This is a genomic window from Roseinatronobacter ekhonensis (assembly GCF_900499075.1).
In the GTDB taxonomy this organism is placed as follows: Bacteria; Pseudomonadota; Alphaproteobacteria; order Rhodobacterales; family Rhodobacteraceae; genus Roseinatronobacter; species Roseinatronobacter ekhonensis.
In genome coordinates, this window is record NZ_UIHC01000001.1 from 62,907 (window position 1) to 84,354 (window position 21,448).

Annotated in this window: 20 protein-coding genes; 5 read left to right on the forward strand and 15 right to left on the reverse strand. The window is 61.9% G+C overall.

All coding sequences use genetic code 11. The features are described 5' to 3' along the window. Positions 1-609 carry a CDP-alcohol phosphatidyltransferase family protein gene (locus tag ROE7235_RS00325; RefSeq protein WP_121092792.1) on the forward strand — a complete coding sequence of 203 codons (609 nt, stop codon included), beginning with the start codon at positions 1-3 and terminating at the stop codon, positions 607-609. A 6-nt stretch (positions 610-615) separates the two neighbouring features. On the opposite strand, the gene ROE7235_RS00330 is transcribed toward ROE7235_RS00325, so the two are convergent. The 4 genes from ROE7235_RS00330 to aptA all read right to left on the reverse strand — a co-directional run bounded on the left by ROE7235_RS00330 (position 616) and on the right by aptA (position 3,767). After that, on the reverse strand, positions 616-1,473 hold the full coding sequence (locus tag ROE7235_RS00330; protein WP_121092666.1) for an arginyltransferase: 858 nt from the start codon (positions 1,471-1,473) through the stop codon (positions 616-618). An 83-nt stretch (positions 1,474-1,556) separates the two neighbouring features. Continuing rightward, complete coding sequence (locus ROE7235_RS00335) at positions 1,557-1,991, reverse strand: RDD family protein (RefSeq protein ID WP_121092667.1); 435 nt, start codon at positions 1,989-1,991, stop codon at positions 1,557-1,559. Next, positions 1,988-2,455, reverse strand: coding sequence for a YbaK/EbsC family protein (locus ROE7235_RS00340; protein ID WP_121092668.1), 468 nt, complete (start codon positions 2,453-2,455; stop codon positions 1,988-1,990). Before ROE7235_RS00340 ends, ROE7235_RS00335 begins: the two co-directional genes overlap by 4 nt. Further along, positions 2,448-3,767 (reverse strand): omega-aminotransferase AptA, encoded by a 1,320-nt coding sequence (gene aptA / locus ROE7235_RS00345; RefSeq protein ID WP_121092669.1) that lies wholly within the window; start codon positions 3,765-3,767, stop codon positions 2,448-2,450. The genes ROE7235_RS00340 and aptA overlap by 8 nt, the downstream gene beginning before the upstream one ends. 128 nt (positions 3,768-3,895) lie before the next feature. On the opposite strand from aptA, the gene fabD reads away from it, so the two are divergent. Further along, the gene (fabD, locus tag ROE7235_RS00350; protein ID WP_121092670.1) at positions 3,896-4,825 is read left to right on the forward strand and encodes an ACP S-malonyltransferase; all 930 of its coding nucleotides are present in this window, start codon (positions 3,896-3,898) and stop codon (positions 4,823-4,825) included. 80 nt (positions 4,826-4,905) lie between these two features. Here the strand turns inward: fabD and ROE7235_RS00355 are convergent, their stop codons facing one another. From ROE7235_RS00355 to ROE7235_RS00380, 6 genes are all read right to left on the reverse strand, one after another. Beyond that, complete coding sequence (locus tag ROE7235_RS00355) at positions 4,906-5,469, reverse strand: lipid-binding SYLF domain-containing protein (protein WP_121092671.1); 564 nt, start codon at positions 5,467-5,469, stop codon at positions 4,906-4,908. Positions 5,470-5,567: 98 nt separating this feature from the next. Next, positions 5,568-6,563, reverse strand: a complete 996-nt coding sequence (gene hemB, locus ROE7235_RS00360) for a porphobilinogen synthase (protein WP_121092793.1) — start codon at positions 6,561-6,563, stop codon at positions 5,568-5,570. 66 nt (positions 6,564-6,629) lie between these two features. Further along, positions 6,630-7,223: a LysE family translocator gene (locus ROE7235_RS00365; protein WP_121092672.1), complete on the reverse strand. Its 594-nt coding sequence runs from the start codon at positions 7,221-7,223 to the stop codon at positions 6,630-6,632. 75 nt (positions 7,224-7,298) lie between these two features. After that, positions 7,299-8,687: a TRAP transporter large permease gene (locus ROE7235_RS00370; protein WP_121092673.1), complete on the reverse strand. Its 1,389-nt coding sequence runs from the start codon at positions 8,685-8,687 to the stop codon at positions 7,299-7,301. Positions 8,688-8,704: 17 nt separating this feature from the next. Continuing rightward, positions 8,705-9,748: a TRAP transporter small permease subunit gene (locus ROE7235_RS00375; RefSeq protein ID WP_121092674.1), complete on the reverse strand. Its 1,044-nt coding sequence runs from the start codon at positions 9,746-9,748 to the stop codon at positions 8,705-8,707. A 94-nt stretch (positions 9,749-9,842) separates the two neighbouring features. After that, positions 9,843-10,868 (reverse strand): TRAP transporter substrate-binding protein, encoded by a 1,026-nt coding sequence (locus ROE7235_RS00380; protein WP_121092675.1) that lies wholly within the window; start codon positions 10,866-10,868, stop codon positions 9,843-9,845. A 293-nt stretch (positions 10,869-11,161) separates the two neighbouring features. Between ROE7235_RS00380 and glnE the strand changes: the two genes are divergently transcribed. Beyond that, positions 11,162-13,951 (forward strand): bifunctional [glutamate--ammonia ligase]-adenylyl-L-tyrosine phosphorylase/[glutamate--ammonia-ligase] adenylyltransferase, encoded by a 2,790-nt coding sequence (glnE, locus tag ROE7235_RS00385; RefSeq protein ID WP_121092676.1) that lies wholly within the window; start codon positions 11,162-11,164, stop codon positions 13,949-13,951. Further along, positions 13,948-14,193: a hypothetical protein gene (locus ROE7235_RS00390; RefSeq protein WP_121092677.1), complete on the forward strand. Its 246-nt coding sequence runs from the start codon at positions 13,948-13,950 to the stop codon at positions 14,191-14,193. Before glnE ends, ROE7235_RS00390 begins: the two co-directional genes overlap by 4 nt. A gap of 93 nt (positions 14,194-14,286) precedes the next feature. Here ROE7235_RS00390 and ROE7235_RS00395 read toward each other — a convergent pair whose 3' ends face one another. The 5 genes from ROE7235_RS00395 to gltX all read right to left on the reverse strand — a co-directional run bounded on the left by ROE7235_RS00395 (position 14,287) and on the right by gltX (position 19,291). Next, positions 14,287-14,922: a DUF1638 domain-containing protein gene (locus ROE7235_RS00395; RefSeq protein ID WP_121092678.1), complete on the reverse strand. Its 636-nt coding sequence runs from the start codon at positions 14,920-14,922 to the stop codon at positions 14,287-14,289. Then, entirely contained in the window at positions 14,909-15,736 is an 828-nt protein-coding gene (gene mazG, locus ROE7235_RS00400) for a nucleoside triphosphate pyrophosphohydrolase (RefSeq protein WP_121092679.1), read from the reverse strand. The genes ROE7235_RS00395 and mazG overlap by 14 nt, the downstream gene beginning before the upstream one ends. Beyond that, the gene (locus tag ROE7235_RS00405) at positions 15,726-16,439 is read right to left on the reverse strand and encodes a TspO-related membrane protein (protein WP_121092794.1); all 714 of its coding nucleotides are present in this window, start codon (positions 16,437-16,439) and stop codon (positions 15,726-15,728) included. Before ROE7235_RS00405 ends, mazG begins: the two co-directional genes overlap by 11 nt. An 80-nt stretch (positions 16,440-16,519) precedes the next feature. Next, complete coding sequence (locus ROE7235_RS00410; RefSeq protein ID WP_121092680.1) at positions 16,520-17,812, reverse strand: citrate synthase; 1,293 nt, start codon at positions 17,810-17,812, stop codon at positions 16,520-16,522. A 75-nt stretch (positions 17,813-17,887) separates the two neighbouring features. After that, positions 17,888-19,291, reverse strand: coding sequence for a glutamate--tRNA ligase (gene gltX, locus ROE7235_RS00415; protein ID WP_121092681.1), 1,404 nt, complete (start codon positions 19,289-19,291; stop codon positions 17,888-17,890). A 79-nt stretch (positions 19,292-19,370) separates the two neighbouring features. Here gltX and ROE7235_RS00420 point away from each other — a divergent pair, with 79 nt between their 5' ends. Further along, positions 19,371-21,446, forward strand: a complete 2,076-nt coding sequence (locus tag ROE7235_RS00420) for a ComEC/Rec2 family competence protein (protein WP_245963835.1) — start codon at positions 19,371-19,373, stop codon at positions 21,444-21,446. Positions 21,447-21,448 lie beyond the last annotated feature (2 nt).

The window sequence follows — 21,448 nt, forward strand, 5'->3', positions numbered from 1 at the left end:
ATGCTTGACCGACATTTGCGCCCGCTGATCGACCCGCCGCTCAACCTGATCGGCGGACAAATCGCGCGGGTTGGCCTGACCGCGAATATGGTCACGCTGATCGGGCTGGCGTTCGGGCTGGCGGGCGCGGGGGCCATCGTTGCCGGGCATTTTCTGTTGGCGGTGGCGCTTATCCTGGCATCGCGCGTGGCGGACGGGCTGGACGGCGCGGTTGCCCGCGCGCAAGGCGTGACCGATTTTGGCGGGTATCTGGATATAACCTGTGATTTCGTCTTCTATGCCGCCATACCCTTGGCTTTCGTGTTGCATGATCCGGCAGCCAATGGCGTGGCGGGTGCGGTGCTGCTGGCCAGTTTCTACATCAACGGCGCATCGTTTCTGGGATACGCGATCTTGGCGGAAAAGAAGCAGATGCGCAGCGACAGCCACGGGGTGAAATCGCTCTATTTCACCGGCGGATTACTAGAAGGGGCGGAAACCATCGCCTTTTTCGTTGCAATTTGCCTGTGGTCGCAATGGTTCGCGCCCATGGCCTATGTGTTCGCGGCCTTGTGTGCCGTGACAACAACTGCCCGTGTATTGCTGGCAGCGCGCGTGTTTCGGGGGTAGCTGTGGCTATAGCTTGGCTTTGCCGGGCGGTATGCTGACAGGGCCGCCGACATCGCTGGGCAAGGCAAGTTGCGCGACCTGTTCGGCAATAGGCTGCACCGAAAGCGGGTGGCGTGTGCCGGAAAACCGCTCGGGAGAGTCGAGCACCTGCCACTCACCTTGATGATATACTTCGAGAGCAGAGAAGCGCGCCTTGTAGTCCATCTTGGGGCTGCCCGGCACCCAGTAGCCCAGATACACAAAGGGCAGGCCCACGCGGCGTGCAAGCTCGATCTGGTCAAGGATCATGTAGCTGCCCAGCGACTGGTCGGACAACTCCGGATCAAAGAATGAATAGACAAGGCTCAGCCCGTCGTCGAGCACATCGCTGAGACACGCCGCCACAAGCGGACCGTTTGGCCCAAGCGCCGCGTCGCGATATTCCAGAACCCGCGTGCGCACCGGTGTTTCCTCGACCATGGCTGAAAACTCGAACACATCCATATCGGCCATGCCACCATGAGTGTGGCGGTGGTCCAGATAGCGGCGGAACAGGGCGTATTGATCCTCGGTCGCCCATGCGCTGGCAACATCGCGTTGCAGATACGCGTTGCGCTTTATTACGCGGCGTTGCGACCGCGACGGCGTAAAGTCGGCCACGCGAATACGGGCCGACAGGCATGCCGCACAATCTGCGCAGGAGGGACGATACAGCACATTCTGCGACCGACGAAATCCTTGCTGCGATAGCTTGTCATTCATTGCCTCTGAATGGTCGCCTTGCAGGGCCGTGAACAGTTTGCGCTCCATCCGGCCGGGCAAATAGGGGCAGGGCTGGGGTGCGGTCACATAAAACTGCGGCACGGTCGGCAAGGAATGGCGCATCAGACACTCATGATCATTGAAAACACGAAAAGACTAGCAAGCGTTTCACCATTCGCCAAGCCTGCAATCGGGCAGAACTAGGGTCAATCGGGTGCAATCTTGTGCAACATGGTGGTCGATAGCAGGTGATCGTGCAACCCTTGCCGGTAAGAGGACATTAATATTAACGCAATGGAAACAATCTGAAGCGGGAACACTGTCCACATCACTGCATGCGCGCTGCTATAGATCAGCGCGGTGGTGGCATCTGGCGTGCGTCCGTTCAGGTGGCGCCATTTCAGCGCCATGACCATCATGCCCAAGGTTGCCCCGTAGCGTGACAGCATGACCGTGCGGTACGCCACCGAGACTGCCGCGAACAGAAGCGGCAAGAAAAAGGCGCTTATGAACAAAGTCAGGACCAGCCCGACCAGTGTCAGCGCAAGTGTGACCACAAGGTCGATCGCCCAAGCGCCTGCGCGTTTGAACGGGACATCGGTGTAGAAATCTGGCTGGAGCGCCGGGTCGGGCAAGGTCATTCGGTGAAATCCGCAATTGTGGCTTGGGCAATTGACATAAGAACGCGCGGGTCAATTGAAAAGACATGGCGCGGCGTTCCGGCGGCGGCAAACACCGTGTCGAAGGCCAGAAGCCTTGGGTCGGCCCATGTCGCAGGCGCACTCAGATGGCCGATAGGGGCCACGCCGCCAATGGCAAAACCCGTCACGGCCCGCACCTGTGTCGCATCGGCGCGCCCCAAATCCTCGTCGGCCAAGGCGCTGGCTTTGGCCGCGCAGATTCGGTTGCCGCCCGCGGTCAGGAACAAATACAGCGCGCCACTGGCTGTGCCTGTAAACAGGATCGACTTTACAATCTGGTCCAATACGCACCCACAGGCCTGCGCTGCCATCTCTGCGGTGCGCGCCTCTCCGGGTTCCGATATCGTGTTGGGCAGGCCCGCGCCGTCCAGCGCGCGCGCCACGCGGGCAACGGATTTACTCAAGGGTATCAAGCACCTCTGCCAATGTGCCGATCAACTGGTCGATATGCGATTTCTCTATGATCAGTGGTGGCGACATGGCGATGATATCGCCCGTGGTGCGGATCAGGATGCCCTTTTCATAGGCGCGCAGGAACGCATTGAAGGCCCGCTCGGTCGGCTTGCCCGCGATGGGTTCCAGTTCCACCGCGCCGATCAGCCCCATATTGCGCGTGTCGATGACGTGGCGGTGACCTTTCAGCGAATGCACCGCATCCTCCCAATAAGGCGCAATGTCATGTGCGCGGGCGAACAGGTCGTCCTGTTTATAAGTCTCCAACGTGGCAAGCCCGGCGGCCGAGGCAATCGGGCTTCCGGAGTAGGTGTAGCCGTGGAACAGTTCGATCAGGTTCTCTGGCCCTTGCATGAAGGCATCATGAATATCGGCCGTTGTCAGCACCGCGCCCATCGGGATCACGCCATTGGTCAAGCCCTTGGCGCAGGTGATCATATCGGGCGTCACGTCGAAATGTTGCGCGGCAAAGGCACTGCCAAGGCGGCCAAACCCGGTGATGACCTCGTCAAATATCAGCAATATACCGTGCTTGCGGGTCAGTTCGCGCAAGCGCTGCAAATAGCCCTTGGGCGGGATCAGAACGCCGGTGGACCCGGCCACAGGCTCGACGATCACAGCGGCAATCGTGTCAGCGCCGTGCAGCGCGACCATGCGTTCCAGATCATCGGCGAGATGCATGCCATGCTCCGGCTGCCCGCGCGACCATTGGTTTTCTGGCAGATGCGTGTGGGGCAGGTGGTCGACCCCGGCCAACATCGCCCCGAAATGGCGGCGGTTGTTGACGATGCCGCCCACCGAAATGCCACCGAAATTCACCCCGTGATAGCCCCGCTCGCGCCCGATCAGGCGGGTGCGGGTGCCGTTGCCAAGTGCGCGGTGGTAAGCGATGGCGATTTTCAGCGCCGTTTCCACGCTTTCCGACCCGGAATTGGTGAAGAACGCATGGTCCATACCGTCAGGCGCAAGGTCCACCAGCCGGTTCGCCAACTCAAACGCCTTGGGGTGCCCCATCTGGAAGGCGGGCGCGTAATCCAGTTCCGTCACCTGCTTCTGGATTGCTTCTGTAATCAGCGGGCGCGCATGGCCTGCGTTGCAGCACCAAAGCCCCGCTGTGCCGTCCAGCACCTGCCGTCCGTCCGAGGTGGTGTAATGCATGCCATTGGCCGCGACCAACATGCGCGGTGCGGATTTGAACTGGCGGTTCGCGGTGAACGGCATCCAGAAGGCGCGCAGGTCATTGGGCGTAGGACGGTCAAGCATGGGGCGCTCCGATTGAAAGATTGCGGGAACGCTACCACAATAGCGCATCCGCGCAAGCCCGACGGACGCTTGAACCGGCCCGCGCTTTGGGGCATTTCCTATAAGGTAAACAAGGGTTGGAGACAGACATGAGCCGCGCATTCGTATTTCCCGGTCAAGGGGCACAAACCATCGGCATGGGCCGCGCGCTGGCCGATAGCTACCCGGCGGCGAAAGCTGTCTTTCAGGAAGTGGATGACGCGCTGGGCGAGCCATTGTCAGCCCTGATCTGGGACGGCGACATTGCCGATCTGACCCTGACGGCGAATGCCCAACCGGCGCTGATGGCGACATCTCTGGCCGCGTTCCGCGCAATGCAAGTCGAAGGCGTGGCGATCAGCGATGCGGCTTTTGTTGCGGGTCATTCGCTGGGGGAATATTCGGCGCTGGCAGCGGCGGGCAGCCTGAGCATTTCCGATGCGGCCAAACTGCTGCGCATCCGCGGGCGCGCGATGCAACAGGCGGTGCCAGTGGGCGAAGGCGCGATGGCGGCGCTTTTGGGGCTGGATTTCGCCACCGCGTCCGAGGTCGCGGCAGAGGCCGCGCAGGGCGATGTGTGTCAGGCCGCGAATGACAATGACCCTGCGCAGGTGGTTGTGTCGGGCCACAAGGCTGCCGTGGAGCGCGCGGTCGAGATTGCCAAAACCCGTGGCGCGCGCCGCGCGATGTTGTTGCCTGTCTCGGCCCCTTTCCATTGCGCGCTGATGCAGCCAGCCGCCGATGCCATGGCAGAGGCGCTGGCGGGTGTTTCCCTGAATGCGCCTGCCGTGCCACTGGTTGCCAATGTGCGCGCCGACGCGGTCAGCGACCCCGCTACCATCCGCACGCTGTTGGTCGAGCAGGTGACAGGGTCGGTGCGCTGGCGCGAGTCTGTCGGCTACATGGCCGATCAGGGCGTGACCGAGTTTTGGGAAATCGGTGCGGGCAAGGCGTTGTCGGGGATGGTCAAGCGTATCGCCAAAGGGTCCGAGACCCGTACCATTGGTACACCAGAGGAATTGGCCGCCTTGGCGCATTGACCAAGAGGCCCCGGCTCGGGGCCGGGGCGCGACGGTGGGATGGGGCGCAAGGCCCCGGCTCGGGGGCCGGGGCGCGCGGTTCAGGGGATGATACGCGCGTACTTGACGCCTGCCAGCGATGCACCCGCCAGAATGCCCGACTGCCCGAAGACCACGGCGATGACGGGCGCGAATTGCGTCGTGGTTTCGGCCCCAAGCGACCCACCTTGCGAGGGTGTCGCATAGCGCAGATCGGCGCTTGCGGCCCAGCCTTCGGAATAGCGGAAATCCGACAGTGCTTGCTCTGTCATGAAGAACAGCGCATGGGCATATTGCTGGGCGCCGATTTGCAGACCAAGGCTGGCGCGGGTGGCCTGATAATAATCGACTGTCGCATCGTTGATGCGCAGCGCGCCACGCCCATAAGAACCACCGACGAACAGTCCTGCTTCGGTAACGACGGGGATATACAAAATGCCGCGTGAATTCTGGAACAGCTCTCCAAGGCTGGGATAGTTGTTGCGCAAATAGTCGCGAGCTGCATCGACGCGCGCATCCAGACGGTCAGCACCGCCGCCGCCGATCGGGTTGCCGCACGCGGCCAAACCAGTGGTAATGCCCGCCAATCCCGCGAGCGTGAAGGCTCGTCTGTTTATCTGTGTCATTGCTCTGCCTCTGGTTTGATATGCCGCTATATTGCGGCTTTGGTCAAAGATACCGCGAACGCGCGAGCTTGTCACCTACACCGCTGTACGCTTGGCAGTTACTTGCGCAAGATTTCCGCCACGCGCGGCGCGAAATAGGTCAGGACACCGTCGCAGCCCGCCCGTTTGAAGGCCATCAGGCTTTCCAGCATGACCTTGTCGCCATCCAGCCAGCCGTTTTGCGCCGCCGCCATCAGCATCGCGTATTCGCCAGAGACCTGATAGGCGAAGGTCGGGCGCTGGAAGCGGTCCTTGACCGCGCGGCAGATGTCCAGATAGGGCATGCCCGGTTTGATCATGACCATATCTGCGCCCTCGGCCAGATCGCGGGCGACGCAGGCCAAAGCCTCTTCGCGGTTCGCGGGGTTGATCTGGTAGGTCGCCTTGTCACCCACCAGCCGCGTGCCCGCCCCCACCGCATCGCGGAACGGGCCGTAAAAGCCGGATGCGAATTTGGCGGCATAAGACAGGATCGCCACGTCGCGGTGGCCTGCGCTTTCCATAGCCGCGCGCAGCGCGCCGATGCGCCCGTCCATCATGTCGGACGGCCCCAGAATATCGGCCCCCGCTTCGGCCTGCGCCAGACCCATCTTGACCAGTGCGTCGACTGTTTCGTCATTCAAGATCTGCCCATCGACGACGAAGCCGTCATGGCCGTTGGCGTTGTAGGGGTCGAGCGCGATGTCGGTCATCACCATCAACTCTGGCAATTCTGCCTTCAACATTCGGATCGCGCGATTGGTCAGGTTCTCGGGGTTCCACGCCTCTGCGCAATCTTCGGTCCGCAGGTCCGGCGCGGTATAGGGAAACAGGCAAATCGCGGGGATGCCAAGGGCCAGCGCGCGCTCGGCGGCTGGCAGCAGGCGGTCCAGCGACAGGCGGTTCACGCCGGGAAGCGAGGCAATAGGCTCTTCGACCCCGTTGCCGTCACGGATAAAAACCGGCCAGATCAGGTCGCCCGCTGACAGCCCGTTTTCCTGAACCATCTCGCGCATAGCGCGGGTGCGGCGCAAGCGGCGCATACGGGCAGCTGGGTAGGTGGCGGGGGTTTGCATGGCTGTGACCTCTTGTCCGGTTTTTCCATGTGGTGCCATGCGCCGGACAGAAAGGAAAGATGTGCCCTATCGAAACACCATCAACGCCGATAGTGCCAGCAGTGCCGCCATGATCCGCATGAAGATTTTCCACCGGACGGGTGATGACAAAAGCGTTGTCAGAACCGCGCCCGCGCCGGTCCAGAACAGGCAAACAAACAGGTTCACCCCGCTGAACGCGGTTGCCAGGCGGGCCGATTCCATCACCGGTCCCATGCCCGCGCCATAGCCCGCAGAGGCCGCGAAGGCGACCGCCCAGACCTTGGGGTTTATCCATTGGAACAGCATGGCTTGCCAAAGTGTCATGGGCGCGCCGTCATCCTTGGCCTGTGCAGCGGGGCGGCGGGTGGCGTTGAAATAGTTCCACGCCATATACAGGATCCATGCCGCCGCAAGCGAGCGTAGCACCAGCCCCAGCGCCGGGTTGGCAAGAATCAGCGCGCCCACGCCCAACCCCGTGACCGCGCCGATGACGCCCACCCCCAGCACCACGCCGAACAGATGCGGCAGGGTGCGCTGGAACCCGAAGCGTGCGCCGGAGGCGGTCAGCATGATGACATTCGGCCCGGGAGAGAACAGGCCCAGAAACATGAAGCTGTAAAGCAGCGGGTCGAAAAACATCTGTGATTCCTTGCCACGAAAAACCCCGGCACAGACATGCCGGGGTTCGTCTTTAATCCGTTAAGTTTCGGCCCGCTAGCCCCCGCCAAGCATGTAGCTTGGGAACCACAACACGATGGACGGGAAGATCACGCACAGCATCAACCCGAAAGCCTGCAGGCCCACGAAGGGAATGATCCCCTTGTAGATGTCCTGAATACGCACTTCGGGTGGCGCGACGCCTTTCATGTAGAACAACGCAAAGCCGAAAGGCGGTGTCAGGAAGCTGGTTTGCAGGTTCACGGCCACCAATATCAGGAACCAGATGATAATCGGCTGGCTGATCCCATCCCAAGCACCGACATGGCCACCGAAATCCAGCAGGCCGACGATGGGGGCAAAGATCGGCAGCACGATCAGCGTGATCTCGATCCAGTCGAAGAAGAAGCCCAGGAAGAACACCATCAGCAACAGCACGATCATGATGGACCAGGGTCCGGCGCTGCTTGCATTGATGAAGTCTACGATCAGATGCTCACCCCCGATGGATTTGAACACGAAGGCAAAGGCTGTTGCACCGACGAAGATGCCGAACAGCATCGCGACCGTCAGCGCGGAGCGTTTGCACACTTCGACAAAGTTCTCCCACGTCAGTTGGCGGTTGAACGCGGCCAACAGGATGGACCCGAATGCGCCAACGCCTGCGGCCTCTGTCGGTGTGGCGAAGCCAAGGAAGATCGAGCCGAGCACACACAAGATCAAGAAGATCGGTGGCAGGAAGCTGCGGAAGACCATGGCCCAGAACTCTGTCCGCGTTGACGGCCCAACATCATCATCCATGGGCGGTGCCAGCTTCGGATTGAACCTGCAGATCACCAGTAGGTAGATGAAATAGAGCGCGGCCAGCAACAGCCCCGGCATCAGCGCCGCGATGAACACGGTACCTACGGGAACCGACAACAGGTCGGACATGATGACCAGCATGATCGACGGCGGGATCAGAATGCCAAGCGTGCCAGAGGACGCGATTGTCCCCGTGGCCAGCGGCATCGAATAGCCCGCTTTCATCATGACGGGCAGCGCCATCAGCGTAATCATCACAACCGACGCGCCGATAATCCCGGTCGTCGCAGCCATGATCGTGCCCATGAGCGTGACCGACAGCGCCAGACCGCCCGGCACACGCCGCAGCATGACCTGCAAGGCAAACAGCAAGTCACGCGCGGCGCCGGATTTTTCCAGCATGGTGCCCATGAAGGTGAACATGGGTATGGCCACAAGCACCAGACTTTCCATAGTCCCGCCATAAATGCGCAGCGGAATAAGGGTCAGTTGTTGTAGCCGGAAGGTGCCTGCCAGATCGCCCAAGACGGCGAATAGCAGTGCAACGCCGCCAAGAATAAAGGCTACGGGGTAGCCGCTGAACAAGAGGAACGCCAACACGGCGAACATTACGAGCGGCAAGTATTCGATCAGGAATTCCATTATCTCTGTCTCTCCGCTCAGGCGTGTTTCGTATCGGCAGGGGTATCATCCTCTGCTGGGGCCGGGTTTTGATGGCTATGGGCGTAGTAGTTGCTCTTCCCGCGCAGACTTGGCGGACCGAACAAGTAGACCACGCATTTCAAGGCCACCGACATGCCTGCAAGCGCGATCAGGGCAAAGCCGAAGGGCAGCATAGCCTTGATGATGAAACGGTTGGGCAAACCGGTTGTGGCAGCAGAGCTTTCGCCGATCGTCCAGGACCGCATGGCATTTTCAATGCCGTAATTCATGACGACGTAGCAGTAGGGCACCATGAAAAGGATCGCCCCGAAAAACTCGATCCAGACCCGCGTGCGGGGTTTCATGGTATCGCGCACCAGTTCGATACGGACATGCGCATCCTGAATATAGCCATAACCCAGCACCATCAGGAACAACGCGGCATGCAGGTGCCATTCCATTTCCTGAACGCGGGTAGAGCTGAAGAACTTATACCATTCTGTATTCGTCCATTCAGAGTTGAACCCGAGATACTGCCGCTGCGTGACGTCATACATGATGGCGAAAATCAGCACGCTGAACAACACCACCGCAGAGGTGACGCCGACACGGTTCAGAAACTTGGCCAGACCATCGCTGGCCGCCAGCATGTTTTGGAAAAACAAAAGCCGCCCGCGCGCCATGCCGAAGATCAGAATGGCCAGCAGCAGGGCTGTCAGGGCAAACATCAGATAGATCGCGAAGGGCGAGAGCGCCTCGTAATAGGCCAGCAAATCTGCGGCCTCTTGGTCATCTCGGCCAGCTTGGCGGCGCAACCCGTTGAATTCACGCGTGCTAAGCGAGAAGGGCTGCGCGAACATGATCCCGAACCAGCCCAGCACGGTCGCGGCGGCAATGGTGCCGGGGTTGCCTTGCAACACCGCTGCGCCAATGAGCGAGCCGATCAGAACCGCCAGCGTGGGCAGGATCTCGTTGGAGCTTGCGGGCAGAACGCTCAGCCAGAACGCTGCGGCCAATGCCAGCACCGCCAACGCGGTTCCGGTCAGTTCCCTGATTGCCATCGGATGTCTCCGTCAATTCTGTGAAAAAACCGCGCACCCCTCGACGGGGGTGCGCGGCGCTGGGCTGGCCTTGTGCGGCCAGCCCGATCCCGACTTACTTCAGGTAGCCAAGCTCGCCCCAAACCGCGTAGTTTTCGCGGAACTGGGTGTAGCTTTCGTAGACGCGGGCGAAGTCGGCGTCATTTGCAGCTTCTTCTGCGGCCACTTCTTCCCAAGCGGCTTGCAACGCGTCGAGCATCTCATCGGACAGGGTGTTGATGTTCACGCCGTTCGCTTCCAGCTCTTGCAGGGCCGAGAATTGCAGCGCTTCGCCTTCGGCAAGACCGAATGCAAGGTTCGCATCGCACACGGTTTCCAGCTTGAACTGGGTGCTTTCGTCCAGGCTCTCCCACAGATCAAGGTTGATCATCAGGTCAAAGAAGGTCGATTGCTGGTGCCAGCCGGGGAAATAATACTCGCTGGCGACCTGGTAGAAGCCCAGGTTAAGGTCAATCGCGGGCATCGAGAACTCAGTCGCGTCGATGGTGCCCAGTTCCAGCGCCGGGAAAATGTCGCCACCGGCCAGAAGCTGCGTGGACACGCCCATCTTTTCCATGACTTTCGCGCCCAGACCGAAGAAGCGCATGGTCAGACCTTGCAGGTCTTCGGGGCTGTTGACCGGGTTGCGGAACCAGCCAGCGGCTTCCGGCGCGATGACGGCGCAGGGCAGCGACTTGATGTTGTTGGGCTCATACAGTTCGTCCAGGAAATCCTGACCGCCGCCGAACTTCATCCATGCCATGTATTCGCCAGCCTGCGGGCCGAAGGGAACAGCGGCAAGAAGCTGAAGCGCGGGCACGCGGCCAGCCCAGTAACCGGGGGTGGACCAGCCGGCTTCGACCGCGCCGGTCGCAACTGCGTCGAACACTTCCAGCGCAGGCACAATCGCGCCGGGCTCTTGGAAGACCAGTTCGATCTCGCCATCCGTGATTTTGGTCACCTGCTCTGCGATCCGCTTGCCCAGCGTGCCAAGCTGCGGCAACGAACCCGGATAGGTCGATTGCAGATTCCAAGTTTCCGCCTGTGCGGTTCCCGCGATCAGGCCGGCGCAAAGCGCGGTCGTGGTCAAAAAGGTTTTCATGTCGGTTCTCCTCCACCGTTGATATTTTGTATCGCCATCCAGTCTTGGACAACGCCTGAGGTCAAGCAGAGAGTGCCATGGCGCGCAATATTCTTGCGCAAAAAACCACAATCATGTGCCTCACCCGGCCTCCCTCGCCGCCTTGGTAAAATGAATTTACCAATTTGCGCAAGAAAAAAATCCATGCGGCGGCATGTCGCGTCCATGTTTGCGCGCGCGAACGCAGGAATATTGATCCTTGCGAACAGCTTGGATGAATTGACGCGGCAACACCCGCGCGGCATGGTCCGCTCATGAATTTCGGACCTATCATCCGCCGCCCCATCCCTTATGACCGCGAATCAGGTCATGAGGCGCGGATGGCTTTTCCCGGTCAGCCTGATGACGTGGCCGCGCTGATCGAGGGCGCGGCGGGGTGCAGCCCCTACCTGAAAGCCCTGATGCTGCGAGAGCGCGACTGGTTGGATACGGCGCTGACCATCACACCCGATGCGGCCTGTGCCGAAGAGTTGGATAGCCTCGCTGAGTGCGGCTTGCCCGACCTGTCGTCGCGCCTGCGCCGTGCCAAACGACGCATCGCCCTGCTGGCCGCGCTGGCCGATCTGGGAGGTGTCTGGTCCTTGGACCAAGTGACCGGCGCGTTGACCGATCTGGCGGACCGCGCCACCCATACTGCACTGACCGCCCTTGTCGCGGACGAAATCCGCCGCCGCAAACTTCCGGGTAAAGCCGAGGAAGATGCTGCCACCGGTGCGGGAATGGTCGTGCTGGCCATGGGCAAGATGGGCGCGCGCGAGTTGAATTATTCCTCCGATATCGACCTGATCTGCCTGTTCGACGAGGACGCGTTCAACCCGGATGAGTTTCACGACGCGCGGGCAGCGTTCATCCGTGTCACCCGCAAGATGTGCGGGTTGCTGTCCGATCTGACCGCCGAAGGCTATGTCTTCCGCACCGATCTTCGGCTGCGCCCCGACCCTTCGGTTACGCCGGTTTGCCTGTCGATGGATGCAGCCGAACGCTACTATGAAAGTCTTGGGCGGACATGGGAACGCGCGGCCTATATCAAGGCCCGCCCCTGCGCGGGTGATCTTGTGGCGGGCGCGCGGTTTCTGGACCGCTTGCGCCCCTTTGTCTGGCGCCGTCATCTGGATTTCGCGGCTATTCAGGATGCCCATGACATGCGCCTGCGGATCAAGTCGCATAAGGGCCTTGGCAGTGCCCTGTGTCTGGACGGGCATGACCTGAAGCTGGGGCAGGGCGGCATTCGTGAGATCGAGTTTTTCACACAGACCCGCCAGCTTATCGCGGGCGGGCGCGACCCCGACCTGCGCAGCCCGCGCACGGTCGAAGGGCTGTCCGCGCTGGCGGATAAGGGATGGATTCCGCAAGATGTCTCCCGGAAACTGACGGCCCATTACACCGAACACCGAGAGATCGAGCACCGTTTGCAGATGGTGCAGGATGCACAAACCCAGACGATGCCCACACGGTCCGAGGAAATGGACCGCATTGCGCGGTTCTGCGGTATGGCCGAAACAGCGGCGTTCCGCGACCGGCTTATGGCGCGGCTGCAAGATGTGTCGGGCCTGACCGAAGGGTTCTTCGCGCCCGAGTCCGGCACCGATGCCGAACCCGACCTGTCTGATCAAGCCCAAGACATCGTCGCGGGCTGGTATGCCTTTCCCGCGCTGCGCTCCGACCGGGCAAAACAAATTTTCCAGCGGATGCGCCCCAAGCTTTTGTGCAAGCTTTACAAAGCGGCCGATCCAGAGGCCGCTCTGGTCCAGTTCGACCGCTTTCTGGGCGGGTTGCCCGCCGGTGTGCAGGTATTTTCTCTGTTCGAGGCCAATCCGCAACTCATCGACCTGATCGTCGACATCTGCACCACCGCGCCGCGCCTTGCGGGCTATCTGTCACGCAATGCTGCGGTGTTCGACGCGGTCATCGGCGGTGATTTTTTCGCACCTTGGCCCGAAACTGCAGCGCTGCGCGCCGATCTGGTGGCGCGGCTCTCAGAGCTGGACGATTACGAGCGCCAGTTGGATGCCGCGCGCGTCTGGGCGCGCGAATGGCATTTCCGCGTCGGCGTGCATCACCTGCGTGGGCTGATCGACGCGTTCGAAGCGGGGGCGGAATATGCTTCGCTGGCCGAAGCCGTTCTGGGCGCACTCTGGCCTGTGGTTCATGCAGAATTTGCGCGCAAACACGGGGTGGTGGCCGGTGATGGTGCGGTTGTGCTGGGCATGGGCTCGCTCGGAGCGGGGCGTCTCAACGCGGCCTCTGACCTTGATCTGATCGTGATCTACGATGCCGCAGCGGATGCGCACTCGGATGGCCGCCGCCCGCTGGATGCGCGCACCTATTACGCCCGCCTGACCAAGGCCTTTCTGACCGCGATCAGCGCCCCGACGGCCGAAGGGCGTCTATACGAGGTCGATATGCGCCTGCGTCCGTCGGGGCGCCAGGGTCCGGTCGCGACCAGCCTGCCCGCCTTCCAGACCTATCAGCAGACCGAAGCCTGGACATGGGAACACCTCGCACTCACGCGTGCGCGGCATGTCGCTGGCAGCGCGGAGCTGGCGCGCGCTGTCGAAGACGTGCGCCGCAAGGTGCTGACCGACAAGGCCCAAGGCGCGACCATCCGTCAGGACGTCGCCGATATGCGCGCACGGCTGGCGCAGGCCAAGCCCGCACATGGCTTGTGGGATGCCAAATCCGGGCCGGGGCGGTTGATGGATATCGAACTGGCCGCGCAATTCTGCGCGCTGGCCAGTGGCCATCATGCTCGCCGTGTCGAAGCGCAGTTCCAAGCCGGTCTGCGCGCGGGTATCCTCGACAAACCCTGCCTCGAAGACCTGCTCGCGGCCTATCGCCTGTGCTGGAACATGCAGGCGACGGGGCGGCTTTTGGCCGATACGATCCCGGATCTGGCGGAGCTAGGCGAAACAGGGCAACATCTGGTTCTGTCCGCCGCCGGGGCGGCCACCGTCACTGACCTTACCGAAAAATTGCGTGCGTGTAGCGATGCTGCTGCCGCGCGTTTTGAAACCCTCCTCGCACAGCAGGAAACCCAGACATGACCGACCCCAAAGGCCTGATTCGTGAAAGCTACCGCATCGACGGGATCACCGATGCCGAATGCCGTTCCATCCTCGTTGACTGGGCCCTCAGCCTGCCCGACGGCCAAGACCAAAAAGCTGCGCTTGCCGAGCAACTGGCGACCCGCGGCGCCGACAGCCCGGATCATCCAATGACCGCGCTGTTGCGTGAAGGGCTGGAGCATTCAGCGCCCAAGCGCTCGGGCCGTCGAAAACGCCCCTGATTTCATCCTTGCTTAAATATCCTGGGGTGAATTGGGCCAAAGGCCCAAGAGGGGCAAAGCCCCTTACTCTCGGGTTGTCCGGTGCCAAGCCGATCAGGCTTGCGCCGCCAAGGCGCGTCCCAGATCGCCATAGCCGGTAAACCGCCGTTCATATGTCAGTCCAAGCCGTGCCGCGCAGTCGCGCGCTTTGGTGTCCAGCGCCGGGTCATCGGTTTGCGCTTGGTAGATCAGCTTGGTGTAGTTCCCGAACATCATCGCGATCAACTCTGGATGGCGGTCAAACCCCATGGGCTGCCATACGAAGGCATCGAATTGCCGGACAAGAAAATCTGTCAGGTAAAACGCTGTGATCTCGTCCTCGGCGTTGGCCGCGAACGTGTCGACGCCTTCGAAAAACGCGTAGCAATGCGGCCCTGCGACCATCTCGACGCCCAGGCGTTCGCAGCGTGCCTGCAATAACCCGCCGGTGCCGCAATCGGCATAGACGACGAATATCCGGTCATAGCGGGCGCGGTTTTCGTGCACGGCCCGCTCGACCGCATCTGGAATGCGGTCGGGCCACAGATGCAGGTTCGCAGGCAGGCAGTGCAGGTCCATATGGTCCCAGCCATTCGCGGCTTTCAGCGCCAGAATTTCGCGCGCCAATGCACCGCAGGCCAGTAGCAAAATGCGGCCCTGTCCGCGTGCGGGTAGCCCCTGTTCGGTCAGAATCCCGTCATCCAGCCGCATTGCCCTTCTCCGCTGCCTTTGCCGCGTTCCAGAGTGCGTCCATCTCGGTCAGGTTGCTGTCCTGCGGGCGACGGTTCTGGTCTGCAAGCGCCGCTTCGATGGCGCGAAAGCGGCGGGTAAACTTGGCATTGGCGGCGCGCAGGGCCTCTTCCGGGTCCACCTCTAGGTGTCGCGCCAGATTGGCCATGACGAACAGCAGATCGCCCATCTCCTCTGCCACCTCTGCCGGGGTCAGGGTGTCGCGCGCCTCGACCAATTCGGCGCTTTCTTCGGCGATCTTATCCAGAACCTGCGCTGTGTCGGGCCAGTCGAACCCCACGCGGGCTGCCCGCTTTTGCAGTTTGACCGCACGCATCAGCGCGGGCAGACCAAGCGCTACGTCGTCCAGCACGCCGCTTTGCGCACGCGCCGCGCGCTCCGCGGCCTTGACGGTTTCCCAATCCTGCACTTGCTGCGCGGCGGATTTCTCGCGATCTTCGTCGCCAAACACATGCGGGTGGCGCGCGACCATCTTGTCGCTGATCGACTTTGCCACATTGGCAAAGGTGAAATGCCCCGCCTCTTCGGCCAGTTGCGCGTGATAGACCACCTGCAACAGCAGATCGCCCAATTCGCCCTGCAGCGCGGGCCAGTCCTGTTTCTCAATCGCGTCGGCGACCTCGTAAGCCTCTTCGATTGTGTAGGGTGCGATGCTGGCGAAATCCTGCTCTATGTCCCAAGGGCAGCCGGTGCTTGGATCGCGGAGCGCGGCCATGATCGCGCGCAGCCGCGCGGTGCTGCCATCGGGCGCAAATATCAGCGGGTCATGCGCCATGGGGACGTGCTTTCACAATCCCGCGTGCCGCCATGGCGCCGATCACGGCCAGCCCGGCCAAGGCCAGTGCCATTACGGTGCCATTTGTGCCGGAATTGTCCACGGCAATGCCGATCAGCGCCCATCCTACGGCGGCACCGTATTCGGGCGCGTCTGGCTTGCGCCATAGCACCGCCAGCGCCACGCCAAGCGCCAGCAGGATGCACAGCACCGCCGCCCCGGTTGCACCAAGCCAGCCATAGCCGCCCAGCACCACCCCAAGAGAGACATGCGCCGCCGCCGTCAGCCAGCCCGAATAGAGCGCGACGGGCGCTTGCAGCCACCAGCGGTCCGCGATCGGAGCGCGTGTGAGCGCCCAGATGGCACAGCCCATCATCCAGAAGATCAGGACCGTCGCCGTGATCGGCGCGAAACCTGCAACCCACAGCCACGCGGCGCCCGGCCCAAGGCTGAGTGTGAGCGGAACGGCCACGCGCTGCCACGCGGCGTCGGCCTTGCGGCGCAGCACGCCAAAAGCGGCCATCGCGCCCAACCAAATGTAAATGATGCCCCAGATGGCAAAGGCGTATCCCGCAGGCTGGACCGGCGGGTCGACCTGTTCCACTGGGAAACTGCCCGGCGCGTAGCCGGTGAAAGGCTCTGTCAAAGAGGGCGACAGCAGGAAGGCCAGAGTGGCGACTGCAAGAAGATAGATTTGTATCATGCGGCCTTGATAGCAGGCGTAGCCGGCATGCCAAGAGCCAAGCCCATGAAAAACGCCGCCCCGAAGGGCGGCGTGGCGGATCAACGATCCTCGATCTCGATATACTCGCGGCGCGGCGCGCCCATGTAGCGCTGACGCGGGCGACCGATCTTTTGCTCTGGGTCGGCGATCATCTCTTTCCACTGACTGATCCAGCCCACAGTGCGCGACAGCGCGAAAATGGGCGTGAACATGGACGTCGGGAAGCCCATCGCTTCCAGAATGATCCCAGAGTAGAAATCTACGTTCGGATACAGCTTCTTGTCGACGAAATAAGGATCTTCCAGCGCGATGCGCTCCAGTTCCTTGGCGACTTTCAGCGTTTCGTTATTCTCGATGCCAAGCAGCCCCAGAACTTCATCCGCCGACTGTTTCATGACTTTCGCGCGCGGGTCGAAATTCTTGTACACGCGGTGGCCAAAGCCCATCAGGCGGAAGGGATCATCCTTGTCCTTGGCGCGGGCGATGTATTCCGGAATGCGGTCGACAGTGCCGATTTGCTGCAACATTTCAAGGCAGGCTTGGTTCGCACCGCCATGCGCCGGTCCCCACAGGCAGGCGATACCTGCTGCGATGGATGCAAACGGGTTCGCGCCAGAGCTTGATGCCAGACGCACGGTCGAGGTCGAGGCGTTTTGCTCGTGATCTGCGTGCAGCATCATGATCCGGTCCATCGCGCGGCTCAGGATCGGGTCGACCACATATTCCTCTGCCGGGACAGAGAAGCACATATGCAGGAAATTACCTGCATAATCATGGCTGTTCTTGGGATAGACGAAGGGCTGACCGATGGAATACTTATAGGCCATGGCCGCGATGGTCGGCATTTTCGCGATCATCCGGATCGACGCGACCTCGCGCTGCCAAGGATCACCAATATCGGTCGAATCGTGGTAGAATGCCGACATCGCGCCGACCACGCCCACCATAATCGCCATCGGATGCGCGTCGCGGCGGAAGCCGCGGAAGAAGTTGTGCATCTGCTCGTGGATCATCGTGTGCCGTGTGACCCGGCTCTCGAAATCCTCCAGCTCGCCCGCGCTGGGGAGTTCGCCGTAGAGCAACAAGTAGCAGCATTCCAGAAAGTGGGATTTGTCGGCCAGTCCCTCGATCGGATAGCCGCGATACAGCAATTCGCCCTTGTCGCCGTCAATATACGTGATGGTCGATGAACAGGCGGCGGTAGAGGTGAAGCCGGGGTCGTAAGTGAAAATATCGCCTTGGGCGTATAGCTTGCGGATATCGACCACATTGGGCCCGACCGATGGTTTCATGATCGGCAGGTCGATTTCCTTGCCGCCGATTGTCAGCTTTGCCGTATCAGTATCCGCCATTGCGCTTCCTTCATGTCTGCCTGCCGGCACGATGGCCGCGCAGATGGGCTACGGTCACGGCGCAAGCGCGCCTTGTTATGTCGTCGCGTCGGCAATCCGCGCAAGGGTTTCCTCGCGGCCAAGCACAACCATCATATCGAATACGCTGGGGCTGGCCATACGGCCGGCAAGTGCAGCGCGCAAAGGTTGCGCCAGCTTGCCAAGACCAAGGCCATGCTCTTGCGCCAGCGCGCCGACAATCTCCTCCAGCTCAATCCGCGACCACGTAGCAGTTTGCAAGCGCGGCGTCAATTCTTTCAGTATACCGCGGGATGCATCATCCAGCGCCTTGGCCGCTTTTTCGTCGAGGACGAGTGGCCGATCAGACAAGATAAAATATGCTTTATCAAGTAGTTGATCGAACCCTTTAGCCTTTTCTTTTACCAGTGGCATGGCCTGCAAAAGTGCCGCGCTGCGGGTGCCTGACATGGGTTCAAAGCCTTTGGCAGCACGATACGCCTGCAATTCATGCAGCAGTGCAGCATTATCGGCCGCGCTCATATGCTGGCCCGTCAGATGGTCCAGCTTCTTGAAATCAAGCCGCGCGGGCGATTTGCCGATCCCTGTCAGATCGAACCACTCTTGTGCCTGCGAATCGTTAAAGAACTCGTCGTCGCCATGGCTCCAGCCCAGTCGGGCCAGATAGTTGCGCATCGCAGCAGCGGGATAGCCCATAAGCTGGTATTCCTCGACACCCAGCGCACCGTGCCGCTTGGACAGCTTCTTGCCATCGGGGCCGTGGATGAGCGGGATATGAGCCCACACCGGCACATCCCAGCCCATGGCGGTATAGACCAGCATCTGGCGGGCGGCATTGTTCAGGTGATCATCGCCGCGAATGACATGGGTGACGCCCATGTCATGGTCATCGACCACCACGGCCAGCATGTAGGTCGGCGACCCATCAGAGCGCAGCAGCACCATGTCGTCCAACTGGTCGTTGCGGATGCGCACGTCGCCCTGCACCTGGTCGTGGATGATGGTATCACCCTCCAGCGGGGCTTTCACCCGCACGACATAGGGCGCATCGGGGTGGCTGGCGACGCCCGAGTCCCGCCACGGCGAGCGGTAGAGGGTCGAGCGCCCTTCGGCGCGGGCGGCCTCGCGGAACGCTTCGATCTCATCTTGTGTAGCGAAACACTTATAGGCGCTGCCCGCGTCCAGCATTTGCTGCACGACCTGCATATGGCGGTCAGCGCGCGCGAACTGGCTGACCGGCTCACCATCCCAATCCAGCCCCAGCCAAGTCAAGCCCTTCAGGATCGCCTCGGTCGCTTCGGGAGTGGACCGCTCGCGGTCGGTATCTTCTATCCGGAGCAGGAACTTGCCCCCGCGTCCACGGGCATAAAGCCAGTTGAACAACGCGGTCCGCGCCCCGCCGATATGCAGGAACCCGGTGGGAGAGGGCGCGAAACGAGTGACGACGGGCGTATCGGACATGGGGTTCTTAACCTTTTGGAAACCATCTGCGGGGCATTGTTGAGGCAGGTTCTAGGCAAGCACAGGGGATAGGGCAAGGGTGGCTGTCACCGGCATGGATGGCGCGGCCGCGCGTATCGGTGAAGGTCCGGTCGCCATGGCGCTGGCCGCGCAATACGGGCGCTTGTTCCTGTTTGTGCCGGTCTGCCTTGGCATCGGGATCGGGCTATATTTCATGTCGCCGCAGGAACCTGCGCGCGCGGAATGGGTCTGGCTTGGGGGGGCGATGGTGTTTGTCGGCGCTTTGGGGGCCCTGCTTCCCGCCATGCTGCGCCCCTTGGCCTATGCCGGCCTTCTGGTCGGTGCCGGTGCGGCCTTGGCCGGTATCCGCACATATGCCGTCGCCGCGCCAGTGCTGGAGTATCGGTATTATGGCCCCATCGCGGGCAGGGTTGTCGAGATCGACCGCTCCAGCACCGGTGCGCTACGGCTCACGCTCGACCGGCCCGTTTTGTCGGGCATGGCGCCCGCGCGCACCCCTGCGCGGGTTCGGGTTTCACTACACGGGCAGCAGGGATATATAACCCCGCGCCCCGGCCTGCGGGTTATGACCACCGGACATCTTTCGCCGCCGCCTGCGCCATCCGAACCCGGTGGCTTCGATTTTCGCCGCCATGCGTGGTTTGAGGGGTTGGGTGCCGTCGGCTACACGCGCGCGCCTGTGCTGGGGCTGCGCGACGAAGGCGGTCTGCCATTGGGGGCGCTGCGCACCGAACTGTCAAACGCGATTCAGGATAGAATGCCGGGTGCCGCCGGGGGGTTTGCAGCGGCCATCCTGACCGGCGACCGCTCTGGCGTCGATATGGCGTATCTGGAGGATTTACGCCGCTCCAACCTTGCGCATCTGCTGGCCATATCCGGGCTGCATATGGGGCTGCTGACCGGGTTTGTGTTTGCCGCTCTGCGCGTCTTGATGGCCCTGTGGCCTGCCTTTGCCTTGCGAGCGCCCACGCGCAAGCTGGCGGCCCTTGGGGCGCTGGCTGCGGGTGCGCTTTACCTTGCACTGTCTGGCGGCAATGTCGCCACACAGCGCGCTTACATCATGGTGGCAGTGATGTTTGTCGCGGTCCTGTTGGACCGGCGCGCGATATCGCTGCGAAGCGTGGCGATTGCGGCGTTGATCGTCCTGTTGCTGCGACCAGAGGCGCTGGTGCAGGCTGGCTTCCAGATGAGTTTTGCCGCCACCGTGGCGCTGGTCGCCATTTTTCGCGCCCTCAACGATGATGGGACATGGCGAGGGCGCGTGCCGCGCTGGGCGATGCCGCTTGTTTCGATCATCCTGTGTTCGGTTGTGGCGGGGGTCGCGACCGCGCCAATCGCGGCGGCGAGTTTCAACCGATTGGTTGAATACGGACTGCTTGCCAACCTGCTGGCGGTGCCGCTGATGGGCTTGGTCATCATGCCAGCCGGTGTGGTTGCCGCATTGCTTGCCCCTTTTGGATTGGAAGGGCTTGCGCTTGCGGTGATGGGGCCCGCGATAGACTGGATTCTGCTTGTGGCGCGTTTCGTCGCGGCGATCGACGGCAGTGTTACCGGCGTTGTGCAGCCCCCGGCATGGGTCTTGCCGGTCATGGCGCTTGCATGCTTGTGGCTCATCCTGTGGGCCGCGCCCGCGCGCTGGCTGGGCGTGCCGGTCGCTGCTTTGGCGGTGTTGGGCTGGGCGCTTGCGGACCGCCCAGTTCTTCTGGTGGCCGGGGATGGCGCGGTCGTCGGACTGATGGGGCCGCAGGGCCGCATTCTGAGCCGCGCGCGCTCTGGCGCATATGCAGCCGAAAGCTGGTTACAGGCCGATGGCGATCTGGCGAGCCAGGAACAGGCGCAAAGGCGCGGGCCGCACGGGCCAAGCGATGCGATTGTCTTGCTGAAAGGGCGGGGGGTGGATGTGGTTCACCTGTCGGGCAAACGCGCGCTAGAGGTGGTCGATGCATTGTGCCTGCGCGGGCGCATTCTGGTGACAAACATCGAGCCCGAGCGTGACACCGTCGGGCAGTGTCGTGTGCTGACACCAAGCGACCTGCGCGACAGCGGCGCGCTGGCACTGTATCAGACCACAAACGGTATCACGCAACGCAGCGTGCGTGATACCGAAGGCGCACGGCCATGGACCGGGCGTTAGTC